The sequence below is a fragment of the Pseudomonas sp. LJDD11 genome, assembly GCF_024584215.1.
Lineage (GTDB): Bacteria > Pseudomonadota > Gammaproteobacteria > Pseudomonadales > Pseudomonadaceae > Aquipseudomonas.
Genome location: NZ_JANJFL010000001.1, coordinates 23,524 through 40,450 on the forward strand (window position 1 = coordinate 23,524; position 16,927 = coordinate 40,450).

Genomic DNA, 16,927 nt, shown 5'->3' on the forward strand with positions numbered 1-16,927 from the left:
TGCTACGAACGAAAGATTTGCAGCTTTAGATTCGCAGCTGAAGCTGCTCCTACAGAATCGATACGGCTCAGGCCGCCTTCAGAAGCCCTCCAAAAACTCAGCGACGCACCAGCAAAACCCCGGATTCCATATGGTGGGTATACGGGAACTGGTCAAACAGCGCACAGCGCTCGACCCGGTGGGTGTCGTGCAATTGCGCGATGTTGGCCGCCAGGGTCTGCGGGTTGCAGGAAATGTACAGAATGCGCTCGAAGCGTCGGGTCAGCTCGCAGGTGTCCGGGTCCATGCCGGCCCGTGGCGGGTCGACGAACACGGTGCCGAATTCATAGCTTTTCAGGTCTACGCCGTGCAGGCGGCGGAACGGCCGCACCTCGTTGAGCGCCTGGGTCAGTTCTTCGGCAGACAGCCGGACCAGGGTCACGTTGTCCACCCCGTTGTCGGCCAGGTTGGCCAGTGCGGCATTCACCGAGGTTTTGCTGATTTCGGTCGCCAGCACCTTGCGCGCCCGGGTCGCCAGCGGCAGGGTGAAGTTGCCATTGCCGCAGTACAGCTCCAGCAGGTCGTCGTCGCGCTGGCCCATGGCTTCAAGTGCCCAGTTGAGCATCTTCTGGTTCACCGTGCCGTTGGGCTGGGTGAACGCGCCTTCAGGCTGACGGTAGCGCCAGGTACGCCCGGCCACTTGCAGTTGCTCGGTCACGTAGTCCTGGCCAATCACCAGCCGCTGACCACGAGAACGGCCAATCAGCTTGACCTTCAGTTGCGCCGCCAGCTGTTCGGCGGCCGCTTGCCAGGTGTCGTCCAGCGGACGGTGGTAGCACAGGGTGATCATCGAGTCGCCAGACAGCGTGGTCAGAAAGTCCACCTGAAACAGCTTGTAGCTCAACGCCTGACTGGTCTGCCAGGCGTCACGCAGCAGCGGCATCAGTTCATTGATGCGCTGGCTGGCGATGGGCAGGCCGTCGAGCAGGATCGGCGTGTGCTTGTCGCCGGGGGCGAACATCGCGTAGTGGCGCTGCTGGCCTTCGAGCCACAGGCGAAACTCGGCGCGCAGCCGGTAATGCTCGCGGGGCGAGTCGAACACCTGGGCTGCGGGTGCGTCGAAAGGCGCCAGCAACGTTTGCAGGCGGGCGGCTTTTTCAGCGAGCTGCAGCTCGTAGCTCGCGGGGTCGAAGGAAACACTCATGCGTTGAACCAGCCCAGCTTGATGACGAACAGAACCGACAGGATCAGCAGCGCAGCATTGAGCTCGCGTGCGCGTCCCGACAACAGCCTGATTGCCGTCCAGGAAATGAAGCCAAAGGCGATGCCGTTGGCAATGGAATAGGTAAACGGCATGGCCAGCGCGGTAATCACCACCGGCGCCGCTACGCTGATGTCCTCCCAGTCGATTTCCGCCAGGCCCGAGGCCATCAGCACGGCCACGAACAGCAGCGCCGGTGCGGTGGCATACGCGGGCACGCTGCCGGCCAGTGGCGCGAAAAACAGCGCCAGCAGAAACAGCACGCTGACCACGATCGCGGTCAGGCCGGTCCGTCCACCGGCGCTGACACCGGCTGCCGACTCGACATAACTGGTGGTGGTCGAAGTGCCCAGCAGCGAACCGGCCATGGCCGCGGTACTGTCGGCGATCAGCGCCCGGCCCATTTTCGGCAGGTGGCCGTCCTTGCCCATCAGGCCGGCGCGTTTGGCGACGCCGATCAGAGTGCCGGAGTTATCGAAGATGTCGACGAACAGAAAGGCAAAGATGATGCTCACCAGACCGACGTCCAGCGCGCCCATGATGTCCAGTTGCAGGAAGGTCGGCGCCAGCGATGGCGGCATCGACACCAGCCCGCCGAACGGCGAGAAACCCAGCACGATGGACGCCAGAGTGACCGCCAGGATGCCGATCAGAACTGCGCCGCGCACTTGCATCCGCTCCAGGGCGACGATCAGGAAAAAGCCCAGGGTGGCAAGAATCGGCGCCGGACTTTTCAGATCGCCCAGGCTGAGCATGGTGACCGGGTGCGAGGTGATGATCTTGGCGTTCTGCAGGGCGATCAGCGCCAGGAACAGGCCGATGCCCGCGGCAATGGCCGAGCGCAGAGCCAGCGGAATACTGTTGATGATCCACTCGCGAATGCGAAAAATCGACAGGATGAAGAACATCACCGCCGAGATGAACACCGCGCCCAGCGCGACCTGCCAGGTATGGCCCATGTGCAGGACCACGGTGTAGGTGAAAAACGCGTTCAGGCCCATGCCCGGCGCCAGGGCGATCGGGTAATTGGCAACCAGGCCCATCACTGCCGAGCCAATCGCTGCGGCCAGGCAAGTGGCAACGAACAGTGCGCCCTTGTCCATGCCGGTCTCGCCGAGAATGCTCGGGTTGACGAACAGGATATAGGCCATGGCCAGGAAGGTCGTGACGCCCGCGAGAATCTCGGTGCGCACGTTGGTGTTGTGTGCTTTTAGTTGAAACAGCCTTTCCAGCATATCGGGCTCCGAGGACCTGGCCTGTGCCGTGAATGATTCGATACCAATAGCCAAACACAGTCCGGGCTGAGAGGGTGTCTACAAAATGGCTGCACTCGACAATACTGCGTTGAAATCGACCTAAAAATGCTCAGGTACTGAATGTACACTGCGCTTTTTCGCCCGATTTCGCCTTGTCTTGCCTTCGTTCGCCTATTTTGTAAACACCCTCTGAGCGCCTGTGGTTTTCTATGGTTCGGAAAAAGCCGCGCATCATACCAGCCAGTCGCGCAACTGGCTGCACAGCGATGAACGATGGCCGATCATTGTCCGCTAAACAGCACGATCGTGCCTTAGCGCGCCAACAACCAACGTTCCAGGTCCGGTGCGCTCAATGGTCGGGAGAACAGATACCCCTGGGCGACGTGATAACCCTGCTGCCTGAGGATTTCATGCTGACCTTCGGTCTCGATGCCCTCGGCGACCACGGTCAGGTTAAGGCTGTTGCCGATATGGATCACCGCATCACTGAGGGTGCGGGCCGTGGCGTCGTTTTCCAGGTCCATCACAAAGCTGCGGTCGAGCTTGAGTTCCTGGATCGGCAACTGCCGCAGATAACTCAGGCTCGAATAGCCGGTACCAAAGTCATCCATGGCCAGGCGAATGCCTAGCGCATGCACGTCGTTGAGGACTTTGAGCGTGCTGGGGTTGGTGTCCATCAGGATGTTTTCGGTCAGCTCCAGGGTCAGGTCGCCGGGGCTTAGCTGATGTTCATCCAGCAATTGCGTAAGCATGGCCGGTAGCGCCAGATCATGGAAGTTGGTGGGTGACAGATTCACCGAAATGGCCGGCAGCTGTGCCCCTTTGCCTCGCCAGTCAGCCAGTTGCCGGCAGGCTTCGCGAATCCCCCACAGGCCCAGTTCCACGATCAGCCCGCATTCTTCTGCCAAGGGAATAAAGCGCGCCGGAGACACCTGGCCCCAATGCGGGTGGTGCCAGCGCGCCAGCGCTTCGACACCGTACAGACGGCCATCGGCGATATTGATCTGCGGCTGGTAGTGCAGCTCCAGAGCGCCATCCTGCAAGGCCTGTTGCAGGGCGTTTTCCATGGCCTGGCGTTCCTGGGCCAGCTGGTTCAGTTCATGGCAGAAGAAGCTGAACCGCCCGCGCCCGGCATTCTTGGCCTGATACATGGCCATGTCCGCCCGGTGGATCAGCGTGCCCATGTCATGGCCGTCTTCCGGGAACATGCTCACACCGATACTGACTGACGGCGAGACCCGGCTGTTGCCGACCTGGCAAGGCTGGGCGATGGTCAGCTTCATCTGCTCGACCAGTTCGGTGACCCGCTGGTTATCGCAGTCAGGCAGTACCACGACGAACTCGTCACCGGACAGGCGCCCGACGATGTCCTTCTGGCTGCGATTTTCCTGCAGGCGGCGAGCAATGACCTGCAGCAGTTCATCGCCCGCCGGATGGCCGAACGAGTCGTTGACCTGCTTGAAGCGATCAACGTCGATGAACAACACGGCCAGGGAGGTCTTGTTGCGTTGCGCAGCGTGCAGCGCCTGCTCGGTATTGGCCAGCAGCAGGCTGCGGTTGGGCAGTTCGGTCAGGCTGTCGTAAAACGCCAGCTGGCTGATGTGAGCCCGGGATTTTTCACGCTCGATGGCCAGCGCACAGAGCGGCACGATGACGTCCACCAGACGCTGATGGAATTCCGACGGCCCGCGGACTTCCTTGAAATAGAACGCCAGCGTGGCAATGGCTCGCTGATTGGCGCCCATGATCGGCGTCGACCAGCAGCTCTTGAGCCCCTCGGGCAGTTCGATGTGTCGGTAGCCATCCCATAGCGGGTCGCTGGCGATATCCTTGGTGATCACCGGCTGGCCGCGGAACGCGGCGGTGCCGCAGGTGCCGACGCCTTCGCCGATCCTGATGCCTTCCATGCTCTGGCAGTAGCTGGCACGCAGGCTGTGGGTGGCCAGTGGATGCAGCAGCCCTTCTTCATCAACCAGCAGCATCGAGGTGGTGACTTCCGGGGCGATACGTTCGATCTCCCGGCAGGCCAGCAGCATCAGGTCTTCGAGCGGCTCTTCCCGGACCATGGCGTTGAGCATGCTGTGCTGCAGGATCTCGTGCATCTTGGTGCTGGTGATGTCGGTCAGGATGCCGACGGCATTGAGAAGCCGGCCCTGATTATCCAGAATCGGGTTGACCACCACGCTGCACCACAGCCGTTCGCCATTTTGTATGCAGGTCAATTGATCGGTCTTGATCGATTGTCCGCTGCTCAACGTCTGGCGCGCGGCAAGTATCACTTCATGGCTCAGATAGGGGGCAAGCATCGCGGCGGGGTGTTGGCCGCAGACCTGATCGAAGCGATAACCGGACATTCGCTCGAAGCCGGCGTTGACGTAGCTGATGCGCCAGTTTTCGTCGGTGATGATAATGGCGTTGTCAGAGTGATCGGTTACCAGCGACAACAGCCGCAGCCGCTCGCACTCCTCGTGCTGGCGGGTAATGTCCTTGATCGAGGTGACGAAGTAGGTCTGTGCATGGCTGGCGACCCGCGAGATCGACAACGAGCCCCAGTGCTGGCCGCCATCGCGGTGCGGGATGCGCAGGATCAGCAGTTCACCATCACCGTTTTCCTGTTGCTGGTAATAGCCGTGCACCGGCTGCGGCAATAGACACTTGGCATCCTGGCCAATGACTTCGTGGCGTTTGAGGCCCCACAACAACTCCGCCGCCTGGTTGAACAGCACCACGCAGTTGTCGGCATCGCTGACTACCACGCTGTTGCCAGCCTGCTCGATGGACTGCACGAAGAGTTCGGAGAGGCTATGAGTGATGGGCATGCACGTCCTGTGACACTTCAGGGGGATGGAGTGGCTTTGGCAAGTTACTCAATAGCATAGGGCCATCATGGTGGAAAGGGGTGTTTGGACGGGCCGTCGCAAACATCCATGTCAAGCGTCGAAACGGCTGACCGTTCGTCGTACACCTCTTCAAGCCGAACGCCAAGGGGATGGGACAACCGGTCACGCGACAACGCACCACGCCGGTCAAAGCCCGTAAAGGGGCTAATCTTCTCTCACCGATTGACGCACGTCACAACGATCGAACCGAAGTTGTGCGTCGCCCGTCAGACCCTTTGTGCCGAGAGCCTTCCCCAAAAGCCGTCCGGCACGCAGCAACCGCCCTGACCGTGGGGTTCTCGCTGCTGGCCCAGGCCAACAGCCGTAGCATCTGAGAGGTAGTCTTATGTTCGGTTTGGAGTCACTCGACCTGGCCCGGATCCAGTTCGCGTTCACGATCTCGTTCCATATTCTGTTTCCTGCCATCACCATTGGTCTGGCCAGCTATCTGGCCGTGCTCGAAGGCTTGTGGCTGAAGACGCGCAACGACGTCTACCGTGACCTGTACCACTACTGGCTGAAGATCTTCGCCGTCAACTTCGGCATGGGTGTGGTTTCCGGGTTGGTCATGGCCTATCAGTTCGGCACCAACTGGAGCCGCTTTTCCGATTTTGCCGGTGCAGTGACCGGCCCGTTGCTGGCCTATGAAGTGCTCACCGCGTTCTTCCTGGAGGCCGGGTTCCTAGGCGTCATGTTGTTTGGCTGGAACCGGGTCGGCCGTGGCCTGCATTTCTTCTCCACAATAATGGTTGCGGTCGGCACCCTGATCTCGACGTTCTGGATCCTGTCCTCCAACAGCTGGATGCAGACCCCTCAGGGGTTCGAAATCGTCGATGGCCGGGTGATTCCCACCGACTGGTTTGCCGTGGTGTTCAACCCGTCATTCCCGTACCGGCTGGCGCATATGGCCATTGCTGCATTCGTGGCCACGGCTTTCTTCGTCGGTGCTTCGGCGGCCTGGCACCTGCTGCGCGGCCGTGATAACCCGGCGGTGCGCAAGATGTTGTCGATGGCCATGTGGATGGCCCTGCTGGTGGCGCCGATCCAGGCGGTGGTCGGCGACTTTCATGGCCTGAACACCCTCAAGTATCAGCCGGCCAAGATCGCGGCGATTGAAGGCCACTGGGAAAACGTCGGTGACGAGCCGACCCCGCTGATTCTGTTCGGCTGGCCGGACATGCAGCAGGAGCGAACCCGCTTTGCTGTGGAGATTCCCTATCTGGGCAGCCTGATCCTGACCCACAGCCTGGACAAGCAGGTGCCGGCGCTCAAGGAGTTCAAACCTGAGGACCGGCCCAACTCCACCGTGGTGTTCTGGTCGTTCCGGATCATGGTCGGTCTGGGCATGCTGATGATCGCTACCGGGCTGTGGAGTCTGTGGCTGCGCAAGCGCGGTACGTTGTACCAGTCGCGGCCGTTTCTGCACCTGGCCCTGTGGATGGGGCCGTCGGGCCTGATCGCCATCCTGGCCGGCTGGTTCACCACCGAAATCGGCCGTCAGCCATGGGTGGTCTACGGCCTGATGCGTACCGCCGACGGGGTGTCGAACCACAGCGTGGTGCAGATGAGCATCACCCTGGTGTTGTTCGTGGTCGTTTACTTCCTGCTGTTCGGTGCCGGTCTGGGCTACATGCTGCGGCTGGTGCGCAAAGGGCCGCAGCCGCATGTCGAGCACGCCCCCAGCGGCGGCCCCGGTCAGCCTCGTACCCCGGCACGTCCGCTGTCGGCTGCCGATGAAAACGGTCAGCCAGATGCTGCATCCGCCAACCTGAACAGGAGCAACTGAGTCATGGGCTTCGATCTTGCGTTGCTTTGGGCGGTCATCATCATCTTCGGCATCATGATGTACGTGGTGATGGACGGCTTTGACCTGGGAATTGGCATTCTCTTCCCGTTCATGAAGGACAGCAGCGACCGCGACGTGATGATGAACACCGTCGCCCCGGTGTGGGACGGCAACGAAACCTGGCTGGTGCTGGGCGGGGCCGGTCTGTTCGGCGCTTTTCCGCTGGCTTACTCGGTGGTGCTGTCGGCGTTGTACCTGCCATTGATCCTGATGCTGATCGGGTTGATCTTTCGCGGCGTGGCGTTCGAGTTCCGCTTCAAGGCTTCAGAGGCCAAGCGGCACCTGTGGGACAAAGCGTTCATCTGCGGCTCCCTGGCGGCGACCTTCTTTCAAGGCGTGGCACTGGGTGCGTTCATTGAGGGCTTGCCCGTCGTCGACCGGCAGTTCGCTGGCGGCTCGCTGGACTGGTTGGCACCGTTCCCGATTTTCTGTGGCCTGGCGCTGATCGTGGCTTATGCGCTATTGGGCTGTACCTGGCTGATCATGAAGACCGAAGGCCCGCTGCAGCAGGCCATGCATGATCTGGCCCGGCCGCTGGCGCTGGCCGTGCTGGCGATGATCGGCATCGTCAGCCTGTGGACCCCGCTGGCCCATCCGCAGATTGCCGAGCGCTGGTTCAGCCTGCCGAACCTGTTCTGGTTTATGCCCGTACCGATTCTGGTGGTGGTCACTCTGGTTGGCCTGTTCCGGGCGGTGGCGCGTAATGCCCACTACACGCCGTTCCTGCTTACCCTGCTGCTGATCTTCCTTGGCTACAGCGGGCTGGGCATCAGCCTGTGGCCGAATATCGTGCCGCCATCAATCAGCATCTGGGAAGCCGCCGCGCCGCCGCAAAGCCAGGGCTTTATGCTGGTCGGCACGCTATTCATCCTGCCGTTCATCCTGGGCTACACCTTCTGGAGCTACTACGTGTTCCGCGGCAAAGTGACCGCAGAAGACGGTTATCACTAAAGGAGCGCCGTCATGTCCGATAAACATCCCCAGCATGATCCCGACCCGGCCATCAACAAACCGCTCTGGCAACGTCTGGCCTGGCTGGCCGGGATCTGGGCCGGCAGTGTACTGGCGCTGTTCATCGTCGCCAGCCTGATGCGCATGTTCATGAGCGCAGCGGGTCTGACCACCCCTTGATTGCTGCCTGATTGCTCTATCCCATCCCGTGTTTCGTGGACACGGTTTTTTACCCTCCTGATCAGGCTGTGATGGAGGGTTTTTTTTGCCTGTATATAAGCCGTTGCCGTTGATCTTGATCTTCGAACCGAGATGGCACAGACGACGCGAATCGCGACTTGGGTGCCGGACGGAGGGAAGTTCGCCCGCAGGGCGAAACCTGCATCCCAGTCAACGCGATGAAGGATTTTCCATCGCTCTAAAGACCCGTGAGCGACTAAAGCGGATCGCCGCCCCGCCGCTCCTACTTCCGCGCCTTGAGAATCACAAACTTGGGCGTCGCCGCCACCTGCTCGACATCGCGGAACAGCCGCGCCAGCTTGGCGTGATAACCCAAGTGACGGTTGCCAACGATATACAGCGCCCCGCCCGGCACCAGCGCCGCACGTGCCTGCAAAAACATCCGCCAGGCCAGGAAATCTCCCACCACCTGCTGCTGGTGGAACGGCGGGTTGCACAGCACCACGTCCAGCGAATCATGCGCCTGAGTCGCCAGACCGTCGGCAGCGCGCAGCGTCACCGGCCTGTCACCGCACGCCGCTTGCCAGTTTTCTGCTGCCGACTGCACAGCCATGTACGACTCATCCACCAGCGTGTACTGAGCCTCAGGGTTGCTCAGTGCACTGACAATGGCCAGCACGCCGTTGCCGCACCCCAGGTCGGCCACCCGTGCCTTGCCCAGATTCTTCGGCAGCCAGGGCAGAAACGCCCGGGTGCCGATATCCAGGCCGTCGCGGCAGAACACATTGGCGTGATTAACCAGCTCCAGCGCCGGTTCATCAAGCGTGTAGCGGGTCGGGTAGGGCGAAGGCTGGGGCTCTTTGTCTTCTGGCGTGACAAACAGCAACCGGGCTTTTTTTACCGCCAGTGAAGCCTGGACCGGGCCGACATACTCTTCCAGCAACTCACCAGCCGAGCGCGGCAGGTGCTTGACCATCGCCGCTGCCACGACCCTGGCACCGGGCGCTAGCTGGCCTTGCAGGCGGATCAGTTGCTCTTCAAGCAGGGCCAGGGTCTTGGGGATATGGATCAGCACCCAGTCGAAGGGGCCTTGCAGTGGCGCGCTGGCCGGAATCAAGGTCACCGCGTCTGCGCTCAGGCCATTGCGCAGCAGGTTGATTTCCAGCGCCTGTGCACCGAGAACCGAGTCGGTGCTGCTCGATACCGTGGCATGCGGCGCCAGGCTCGTCGCCAGCGCGCCAAAGCTGTCATTGAGCACCAGGACCCGGGTCTGCAGGGTCAGGCCATGTTCGGCTACATGATTGAGCAGGTACTCATCTGCCGCATCGAACGCCTGCAGCGGTTCGTTGGGTTGTTCGGGCTGACGGATCAGATCAAGTTCGGCAAAAGGGCTGGTGAGCACGGGCATGGCAGGAAACTCTGGGCAAACGACAAGTGTCACGCTAGACCGGTTTGACCCAGGCTGGCTTGAGGGGCGTGATTCTACGTGCTTTTTACCCTTGGCACCTGCCATTGCGGTGCAAAGTTGTCGGGTCAGAACATTCCGCTCAAGGCGGCCTGTACAGCGGCGGCCGTCTTGTTGCAGACACCCATTTTATGAATGGCACTGGCAATATGAAAATTGATGGTTCGCTCCTTCAAACGCAGGATGATTGCGATATCGGCGGCTGTCTTGCCCTGGGCGGACCACTTGAGGATTTCGATTTCTCTCTGCGTCAGGACAACGGCAGGTGAACGTTGTGGTGATACGGTTGCGGCGGGCTCCATAGTCGCCTCCCTGCTTGTGTTGGCGAATCCCGGGTGAGGGGGTTCTCTGAGTTTAGGGAAAAAGCGCCCGGGAACCATGGGGCTGAAATCCATCCAGACGGATGGAGTAATGGCTATTTAAGTATTCAAAGGAGGGTGTCCTGGCGGAAGCCGCGGCCTGCTCAGCTTGCATCGAGTTGGATGAAATCGGGCCTGCTCGTCGTGATGGGCCGGCAAGAACCAAACAGTCTAAGGTTGTCTGGCTGCGACAGACCCTACAAACAGGTGGTGTTTATCGGCATGCATTTGCGGGACACTTGGGACCCGCCATTCATGTTCAGGAGTCGCAAGCACACCATGACCGTCAGCGAAGACAAGTTCACCCGGCAAACGCTGCAGCGCGTTACCCCGTTGACCGCCAATCTTTTCACCCTGCGCGCCAGCCGCGACGCAGGCTTTCGCTTTCGCGCCGGGCAGTTTGCCCGTCTGGGTGTCACCAAGGCTGATGGCAGTACAGTGTGGCGTGCCTACTCGATGGTGTCCTCGCCCTATGACGAATTTCTCGAATACTTTTCCATCGTGGTGCCGGACGGTGAGTTCACCAGTGAGCTGAGCCGTCTGCGCGAAGGCGATCAACTGCTGGTCGAAAAACAGTCATACGGTTACCTGACCCTGGATCGCTTCGTCGACGGTCGCGATCTGTGGCTGCTGGCCACCGGGACCGGCGTGGCGCCGTTCCTGTCGATCCTTCAGGATTTCGAAGTCTGGGAAAAATTCGAACGCATCATTCTGGTCTACAGCGTGCGTGAAGCCAAAGAGCTGGCTTATCAACCGTTGATCGACGAACTGACCCAGCGCGAGTACCTGGCTGAATATGCCCACAAGTTCTTGTACCTACCGGTAGTGACCCGTGAACAGCACCCAGGGGCACTGAACGAGCGCATTACTACGCTGATCGAAAACGGCGACCTGGAAACTGCCGCAGGGCTTGAGCTGACGCCTGAGCATTCGCGGGTGATGCTGTGCGGCAACCCGGAAATGGTCGACGAGACCCGCGCGTTGCTCAAGCAGCGTGGCATGAGCCTGAGCCTGAGCCGCCGACCGGGGCAGGTGGCCGTGGAAACCTACTGGTAACCACGACCGGCAGGGTTACCAAGCTGGCGCGAAAAGCCCCTTCTTTCAGGTGGGGGATGAAAGCGCCACCGCAAAGCGGCCCCTATTCTGTATTTCATGACTGAAATGAACGCGACCAAAACCCTCAAGGTTCGAGTGCGAGACAAGCACGCAGCGCAGCTGCGTGAAACTTCTCGTGCTGTGAATTTTGTGTGGAACTACGTAAACGAGTTGAGCAGTCGCTCGATTCGTGAGCACGGTCGTTTTCTGTCGACGTTCGACATTCACAAGTACACCAACGGGGCCGGCAAGAAAGCCCGTGTGCGGGCGATTCACGCCAAAATTGCGAACCGTCGCAAGGATACCCTGCATAAGTTCAGCAACGCGCTGGTAGCGCGTTGTGGCGTCATTGTGGTGGGCGATGTGAGCTCACTGAAACTCGCGAAAACCAGGATGGCCAAGTCGGTGCTGGACGCCGGCTGGGGCCAATTGAAAACCATGCTGGAATACAAATGCGATCACGCAGGCACGGTTTTCAAGGTTGTCAGCGAGAGAAACACCACCCAAACCTGTTCGAGCTGCAAGCAATTGCCGGACTCGAGGCCCAGAGGTATCGCAGGGCTTGGAATAAGGGAATGGACTTGTTGTGGGTGTGGTGCCACCCACGACCGCGACGTCAACGCCGCAAAGAACATTCTCGCGCTCGGGCATGAGCGTCCAATTGTGGGAATCCCCGCCCTTTAGGGCGGGGAGGATGTCAAAACGGCTTGTTCGGATCGACGTTCACCGGGGCGGCAGGTTTGTTCTGCTCCTTGAGCAGATCACGGATCTCGCTCAGCAGCACCTCCTGCTTGTTGACTGTCGGCGCCTTGGCTTCTTCGCGTTTAAGGCGATTGATCGCCTTGACGCCCATGAAGATCGCAAAGGCGACAATCAGGAAGTCGATCACGGTCTGGATGAATTTACCGTAGGCCAGGACCACGGCGGGTGCATCGCCTTGCGCCGCACGCAGGGTGACGCCCAGATCGCTGAAGTCCACACCACCAATCAGCAGGCCCAACGGCGGCATGATCACGTCGCCGACGAACGACGAGACGATCTTGCCGAACGCGGCACCGATGATGATACCCACGGCCATATCGACCACATTGCCTTTGACGGCGAAGGCTTTGAATTCGTTAACGATGCTCATGGGTCATTCCTTATTACAGATGAGAAGATCGGCTCCAGTGTAATAGAGCGTGGGACAGTCTGCCCCCCGCACCTGCAATCGACCGGGCACGAGCGGACAAGTTTTATCCAACTGTGCAAAAACACCGGCGGGCGGGCCAACTGTATTGCTGGCCGGCTGCGTTATGATGTCGGCTTTTGCCAGCGGGGTTTGCTGCATGGCCAAAGCCAAGCGCTTGTACGGTTGCACTGAATGCGGTGCGACTTTTCCCAAATGGGCCGGGCAATGTGCCGACTGCGGTGCGTGGAACACCCTGGTCGAAACCGTGCTGGAGAGCGGCGCAGCCGCGGCGCCCAGCGGGCGTAGTGGCTGGACCGGGGCGCAGACCCAGATCAAGACCCTGGCCGAAGTCAGTGTTGAAGAAATTCCGCGTTTTTCTACCCGCTCCACCGAGCTGGACCGGGTGCTGGGCGGCGGGATGGTCGATGGCTCGGTGATCCTGATCGGCGGCGATCCCGGCATCGGCAAATCCACCATTCTGCTGCAAACCTTGTGTCATCTGGCCGAGAGCATGCCGGCCCTGTATGTCACCGGTGAGGAATCGCAACAACAGGTGGCCATGCGCGCCCGGCGTCTGGGGCTGCCGCAAGACAAGCTGCGGGTGATGACCGAGACCAGCATCGAGTCGATCATTGCCACTGCCAGGGTCGAGCAACCCAAGGTCATGGTCATCGACTCGATCCAGACCATCTTTACCGAACAGCTGCAATCGGCGCCCGGTGGTGTGGCTCAGGTTCGCGAAAGCACCGCGCTGCTGGTGCGCTATGCCAAGCAAAGCGGTACGGCGATCTTTCTGGTCGGCCATGTCACCAAAGAGGGCGCGCTGGCCGGCCCGCGCGTGTTGGAGCATATGGTCGATACCGTGTTGTACTTCGAGGGTGAAGCCGATGGCCGCCTGCGCCTGCTGCGGGCGGTGAAGAACCGGTTCGGCGCGGTCAACGAACTGGGGGTGTTCGGCATGACTGACCGGGGCCTCAAGGAGGTCTCCAACCCGTCGGCGATTTTCCTCAGTCGCGCCCAGGAAGAGGTGTCTGGCAGTGTGGTGATGGCCACTTGGGAGGGGACCCGGCCGATGCTGGTCGAGGTGCAGGCACTGGTCGATGACAGCCATATGGCCAACCCGCGCCGGGTTACTCTGGGGCTGGATCAGAATCGTCTGGCCATGCTGCTGGCGGTGCTGCATCGCCATGGCGGCATCCCGACCCACGATCAGGATGTGTTCCTCAACGTGGTGGGTGGGGTCAAGGTGCTGGAAACCGCGTCCGACCTGGCGCTGATGGCGGCGGTGATGTCCAGCCTGCGCAACCGGCCGTTGCCCCATGACCTGCTGGTGTTCGGCGAGGTCGGGTTGTCAGGGGAGGTGCGCCCGGTGCCCAGTGGCCAGGAGCGTCTGAAGGAGGCAGCCAAGCACGGCTTCAAGCGTGCCATCGTACCCAAGGGCAATGCGCCCAAAGAGGGATTTGCCGGCTTGCAGGTCGTCGCCGTCACCCGCCTTGAACAGGCCCTGGATGCCTTGTTCGAATAAACCGTTCAGATTTCGATCAGCGCCGCCAGCTCGCGGTCGAGCTCGTCATGGTCCGCCAGATTCAGCTCTACCAGGCGTCTGAGGTGGCTGATCGACTCCAGCCCGATATGTTGGCAGACAAAGCCCAGGTGCTGGCTGTCGTCGTGGGTTTGCTGAACTTCCATGCGCACCGTCGCATCGGCGCTCAGGTGGATGTCGACCAGAAAGTTACGGCGGGTGTCGCCGTCCCAGGCTTCGGGGCGCTCGATCAGTAACCCCTTGAGTGACAGGTCGAGCAACTGCACTGCCCAGGTCCGCTCATCCTGGCTCAGGCTGGTCCTGGCATCGAAGGCAATACGTTTGAAGCGCCGGCGATCTGCGGGGGAATCGGTCATCACGTGCACTCCTCGGGCTGAGCGGGTCAGCGGGCAGGTCTGGGTAACAGACCGCGTGTGCAATCAAGATAAACCCGAAGTGCAGCGCCGACCAGTTCTACCTGCACCGCAGGCGCTGGCCGACAGGCCCGCCAGTCGTGATCCGGACGCTCTAGGCCGCGGTTTTTTACGTTTTGATTAATTTGTGTCTATACCTTGGTTGGGGGTGGCCTTTCGCTGCGACAGCGCTACACTCGCACTGCTGGTTTCTAGTCACTTTTGCTGGAATAACAATATGAAAAATAACAACAGCTTGATGCGCCATGTGCCTTGGGTGCTACTGGCGATCATTGGGGCCTGTGCCCTGGGGGTCGTCGCGCTACGCCGCGGCGAAGCAATCAACGCCTTGTGGATCGTAGTGGCAGCGGTTGCCATCTACCTGGTCGCTTTCCGTTACTACAGTCTGTTCATCGCCAACCACGTCATGCAGCTGGACCCGCGTCGCGCGACGCCGGCTGTCGTCAATAACGATGGTCTGGATTACGTTCCAACCAACAAACACATCCTGTTCGGCCACCACTTCGCGGCCATCGCCGGTGCCGGCCCGCTGGTCGGCCCTGTGCTGGCGGCGCAAATGGGCTATCTGCCCGGTACGCTCTGGCTGATCGCCGGTGTGGTGCTGGCCGGTGCCGTGCAGGACTTCATGATCCTGTTCCTGTCGACGCGCCGTAACGGCCGTTCGCTGGGCGACATGGTCCGCGAGGAAATGGGCCGTATTCCCGGCACCATCGCCTTGTTCGGCTGCTTCCTGATCATGATCATCATCCTTGCGGTGCTGGCGCTGATCGTGGTCAAGGCCCTGGCCGAAAGCCCGTGGGGCATGTTCACGGTGATCGCGACGATACCGATTGCGATATTCATGGGCGTGTACATGCGTTACATCCGCCCGGGTCGCATCGGTGAAATCTCGATCATCGGGGTCGTGCTGCTGCTGGCATCGATCTGGTTCGGCGGCCTGGTTGCCGCCGATCCGGTCTGGGGCCCGCGCTTTACCTTCACCGGTGTGCAGATCACCTGGATGCTGGTCGGCTACGGTTTCGTCGCGGCCATGCTGCCGGTCTGGCTGTTGCTGGCGCCACGTGACTACCTGTCGACCTTCCTCAAGATCGGCACCATCGTCGGCCTGGCCGTCGGTATCCTGATTCTGGCACCTGAGCTGAAAATGCCGGCCCTGACCCAGTTCACCGACGGCACCGGTCCGGTCTGGAAAGGCAGCCTGTTCCCGTTCCTGTTCATCACCATTGCCTGTGGTGCGGTATCGGGCTTCCATGCGCTGATCTCTTCGGGCACCACCCCCAAGCTGCTGGATAACGAAGTCAACGCCCGTTACATCGGCTACGGCGGCATGCTGATGGAGTCGTTTGTGGCAATCATGGCCATGGTCGCTGCATCGGTCATCGAGCCAGGCGTCTACTTCGCCATGAACAGCCCGGCGGCGATTGTCGGCAGCGACGTCGTGTCGGTGGCTGCCAAGGTCAGTGAGTGGGGCTTCCTGATTACCCCTGAACAACTGACCGCCACCGCAGCCGACATCGGCGAGCACACCATTCTGGCCCGTGCCGGTGGTGCGCCGACCCTGGCGGTGGGTATCGCGCAGATCCTTCACCAGGTACTGCCGGGTGAAAACACCATGGCCTTCTGGTACCACTTCGCGATTCTGTTCGAGGCGCTGTTCATCCTGACCGCGGTGGACGCCGGTACCCGTGCCGGCCGCTTCATGCTCCAGGACCTGCTGGGCAGCTTCGTTCCAGCCCTCAAACGCACCGAGTCGTGGACGGCCAACATCATCGGCACCGGTGGTTGCGTGGCGCTGTGGGGTTACCTGCTGTATCAGGGCGTGATCGACCCGTTGGGTGGCATCAATACCCTGTGGCCGCTGTTCGGCATCTCCAACCAGATGCTCGCCGGTATCGCCCTGATGCTCGCCAGCGTCGTACTGATCAAGATGAAGCGTCAGCGCTACGTCTGGGTCACCGCAGTACCGGCCGCCTGGCTGCTGATCTGCACCGTGACAGCCAGCATGATCAAGCTGTTCGACTCCAACCCTGCGGTAGGCTTCCTGGCCCTGGCCAAGAAGTACAGCACCGCAGCCGAAGCCGGCCAGCTGCTGGCTCCGGCCAAGAACATGGACCAGATGCAGCACGTGATCATGAACGCCTACACCAACGCAGGCCTCAGTGTGCTGTTCCTGTTCGTGGTCGGCAGTATCCTGTTCTACTCCCTGAAAGTGGGTAGCCAGGCCTGGAGCAAGCCTGAGCGCAGCGACAAAGAGTCGCCGTACCAGGAAATGCCACCAGGGGCACAGGTGTGATGAGCGTCATGCGAGGATCTGCCAATGTTCAATGACCTGGGTCGTCTGGGCAAATACCTCGGTCAGGCTGCACGCCTGATGGTGGGAATGCCCGACTACGACAACTATGTGGAACATATGCAGAGCAAGCACCCGGACAAACCGGTAATGAGCTACGAGGAGTTCTTCCGGGAACGCCAGGAAGCCCGTTACGGTGGCAAGAGTGGTCCGAAGTGTTGTTGAACCTCTGACATGAC

General features: G+C 60.7%; 15 protein-coding genes. 8 read left to right on the forward strand and 7 right to left on the reverse strand.

Annotation, left to right across the window (positions count from 1 at the left end):
• Positions 1-97: 97 nt before the first annotated feature.
• The 3 genes from trmA to NRB16_RS00100 all read right to left on the reverse strand — a co-directional run bounded on the left by trmA (position 98) and on the right by NRB16_RS00100 (position 5,315).
• Positions 98-1,183, reverse strand: a complete 1,086-nt coding sequence (gene trmA, locus NRB16_RS00090) for a tRNA (uridine(54)-C5)-methyltransferase TrmA (protein WP_257105203.1) — start codon at positions 1,181-1,183, stop codon at positions 98-100.
• Positions 1,180-2,475: an NCS2 family permease gene (locus tag NRB16_RS00095; RefSeq protein ID WP_253116164.1), complete on the reverse strand. Its 1,296-nt coding sequence runs from the start codon at positions 2,473-2,475 to the stop codon at positions 1,180-1,182. The genes trmA and NRB16_RS00095 overlap by 4 nt, the downstream gene beginning before the upstream one ends.
• A 332-nt stretch (positions 2,476-2,807) precedes the next feature.
• Entirely contained in the window at positions 2,808-5,315 is a 2,508-nt protein-coding gene (locus tag NRB16_RS00100; RefSeq protein WP_257105204.1) for an EAL domain-containing protein, read from the reverse strand.
• Between the two features lie 406 nt (positions 5,316-5,721).
• On the opposite strand from NRB16_RS00100, the gene NRB16_RS00105 reads away from it, so the two are divergent.
• Genes NRB16_RS00105 through NRB16_RS00115 form a run of 3 tightly spaced genes read left to right on the forward strand, consistent with a single transcriptional unit; the run spans position 5,722 to position 8,352 of the window.
• Positions 5,722-7,161: a cytochrome ubiquinol oxidase subunit I gene (locus NRB16_RS00105; protein ID WP_045483760.1), complete on the forward strand. Its 1,440-nt coding sequence runs from the start codon at positions 5,722-5,724 to the stop codon at positions 7,159-7,161.
• A gap of 3 nt (positions 7,162-7,164) precedes the next feature.
• Positions 7,165-8,172: a cytochrome d ubiquinol oxidase subunit II gene (cydB, locus tag NRB16_RS00110; protein WP_045483757.1), complete on the forward strand. Its 1,008-nt coding sequence runs from the start codon at positions 7,165-7,167 to the stop codon at positions 8,170-8,172.
• Between the two features lie 12 nt (positions 8,173-8,184).
• Positions 8,185-8,352, forward strand: coding sequence for a DUF2474 domain-containing protein (locus NRB16_RS00115; RefSeq protein WP_084709853.1), 168 nt, complete (start codon positions 8,185-8,187; stop codon positions 8,350-8,352).
• 283 nt (positions 8,353-8,635) lie between these two features.
• Here NRB16_RS00115 and NRB16_RS00120 read toward each other — a convergent pair whose 3' ends face one another.
• Positions 8,636-9,760, reverse strand: a complete 1,125-nt coding sequence (locus NRB16_RS00120; RefSeq protein WP_257105205.1) for a class I SAM-dependent methyltransferase — start codon at positions 9,758-9,760, stop codon at positions 8,636-8,638.
• Between the two features lie 125 nt (positions 9,761-9,885).
• Positions 9,886-10,119, reverse strand: a complete 234-nt coding sequence (locus NRB16_RS00125) for a LuxR C-terminal-related transcriptional regulator (RefSeq protein WP_084710201.1) — start codon at positions 10,117-10,119, stop codon at positions 9,886-9,888.
• A gap of 336 nt (positions 10,120-10,455) precedes the next feature.
• Here NRB16_RS00125 and NRB16_RS00130 point away from each other — a divergent pair, with 336 nt between their 5' ends.
• Together NRB16_RS00130 and NRB16_RS00135 are read left to right on the forward strand one after the other, a co-directional pair.
• Positions 10,456-11,232, forward strand: a complete 777-nt coding sequence (locus NRB16_RS00130; RefSeq protein WP_253116173.1) for a ferredoxin--NADP reductase — start codon at positions 10,456-10,458, stop codon at positions 11,230-11,232.
• Positions 11,233-11,337: 105 nt separating this feature from the next.
• Positions 11,338-11,955, forward strand: a complete 618-nt coding sequence (locus tag NRB16_RS00135; protein WP_257105206.1) for a transposase — start codon at positions 11,338-11,340, stop codon at positions 11,953-11,955.
• Positions 11,956-11,968: 13 nt separating this feature from the next.
• On the opposite strand, the gene mscL is transcribed toward NRB16_RS00135, so the two are convergent.
• Positions 11,969-12,403, reverse strand: coding sequence for a large-conductance mechanosensitive channel protein MscL (gene mscL / locus NRB16_RS00140; RefSeq protein ID WP_257105207.1), 435 nt, complete (start codon positions 12,401-12,403; stop codon positions 11,969-11,971).
• 196 nt (positions 12,404-12,599) lie between these two features.
• On the opposite strand from mscL, the gene radA reads away from it, so the two are divergent.
• The gene (gene radA, locus NRB16_RS00145) at positions 12,600-13,967 is read left to right on the forward strand and encodes a DNA repair protein RadA (RefSeq protein WP_045493866.1); all 1,368 of its coding nucleotides are present in this window, start codon (positions 12,600-12,602) and stop codon (positions 13,965-13,967) included.
• A gap of 5 nt (positions 13,968-13,972) precedes the next feature.
• Here the strand turns inward: radA and NRB16_RS00150 are convergent, their stop codons facing one another.
• On the reverse strand, positions 13,973-14,341 hold the full coding sequence (locus NRB16_RS00150; RefSeq protein WP_253116177.1) for a PilZ domain-containing protein: 369 nt from the start codon (positions 14,339-14,341) through the stop codon (positions 13,973-13,975).
• 274 nt (positions 14,342-14,615) lie between these two features.
• On the opposite strand from NRB16_RS00150, the gene NRB16_RS00155 reads away from it, so the two are divergent.
• Positions 14,616-16,691, forward strand: a complete 2,076-nt coding sequence (locus tag NRB16_RS00155) for a carbon starvation CstA family protein (RefSeq protein WP_257105208.1) — start codon at positions 14,616-14,618, stop codon at positions 16,689-16,691.
• 24 nt (positions 16,692-16,715) lie between these two features.
• Complete coding sequence (locus NRB16_RS00160) at positions 16,716-16,913, forward strand: YbdD/YjiX family protein (protein WP_257105209.1); 198 nt, start codon at positions 16,716-16,718, stop codon at positions 16,911-16,913.
• The last annotated feature ends 14 nt before the right edge of the window (positions 16,914-16,927 follow it).

Bases quoted from the DNA above. Each gene is read 5' to 3' on its own strand.
- trmA (WP_257105203.1), bottom strand. From the start codon at position 1,183: ATGAGTGTTTCCTTCGACCCCGCGAGCTACGAGCTGCAGCTCGCTGAA.
- NRB16_RS00095 (WP_253116164.1), bottom strand. From the start codon at position 2,475: ATGCTGGAAAGGCTGTTTCAACTAAAAGCACACAACACCAACGTGCGC.
- NRB16_RS00100 (WP_257105204.1), bottom strand. From the start codon at position 5,315: ATGCCCATCACTCATAGCCTCTCCGAACTCTTCGTGCAGTCCATCGAG.
- NRB16_RS00105 (WP_045483760.1), top strand. From the start codon at position 5,722: ATGTTCGGTTTGGAGTCACTCGACCTGGCCCGGATCCAGTTCGCGTTC.
- cydB (WP_045483757.1), top strand. From the start codon at position 7,165: ATGGGCTTCGATCTTGCGTTGCTTTGGGCGGTCATCATCATCTTCGGC.
- NRB16_RS00115 (WP_084709853.1), top strand. From the start codon at position 8,185: ATGTCCGATAAACATCCCCAGCATGATCCCGACCCGGCCATCAACAAA.
- NRB16_RS00120 (WP_257105205.1), bottom strand. From the start codon at position 9,760: ATGCCCGTGCTCACCAGCCCTTTTGCCGAACTTGATCTGATCCGTCAG.
- NRB16_RS00125 (WP_084710201.1), bottom strand. From the start codon at position 10,119: ATGGAGCCCGCCGCAACCGTATCACCACAACGTTCACCTGCCGTTGTC.
- NRB16_RS00130 (WP_253116173.1), top strand. From the start codon at position 10,456: ATGACCGTCAGCGAAGACAAGTTCACCCGGCAAACGCTGCAGCGCGTT.
- NRB16_RS00135 (WP_257105206.1), top strand. From the start codon at position 11,338: ATGAACGCGACCAAAACCCTCAAGGTTCGAGTGCGAGACAAGCACGCA.
- mscL (WP_257105207.1), bottom strand. From the start codon at position 12,403: ATGAGCATCGTTAACGAATTCAAAGCCTTCGCCGTCAAAGGCAATGTG.
- radA (WP_045493866.1), top strand. From the start codon at position 12,600: ATGGCCAAAGCCAAGCGCTTGTACGGTTGCACTGAATGCGGTGCGACT.
- NRB16_RS00150 (WP_253116177.1), bottom strand. From the start codon at position 14,341: ATGACCGATTCCCCCGCAGATCGCCGGCGCTTCAAACGTATTGCCTTC.
- NRB16_RS00155 (WP_257105208.1), top strand. From the start codon at position 14,616: ATGAAAAATAACAACAGCTTGATGCGCCATGTGCCTTGGGTGCTACTG.
- NRB16_RS00160 (WP_257105209.1), top strand. From the start codon at position 16,716: ATGTTCAATGACCTGGGTCGTCTGGGCAAATACCTCGGTCAGGCTGCA.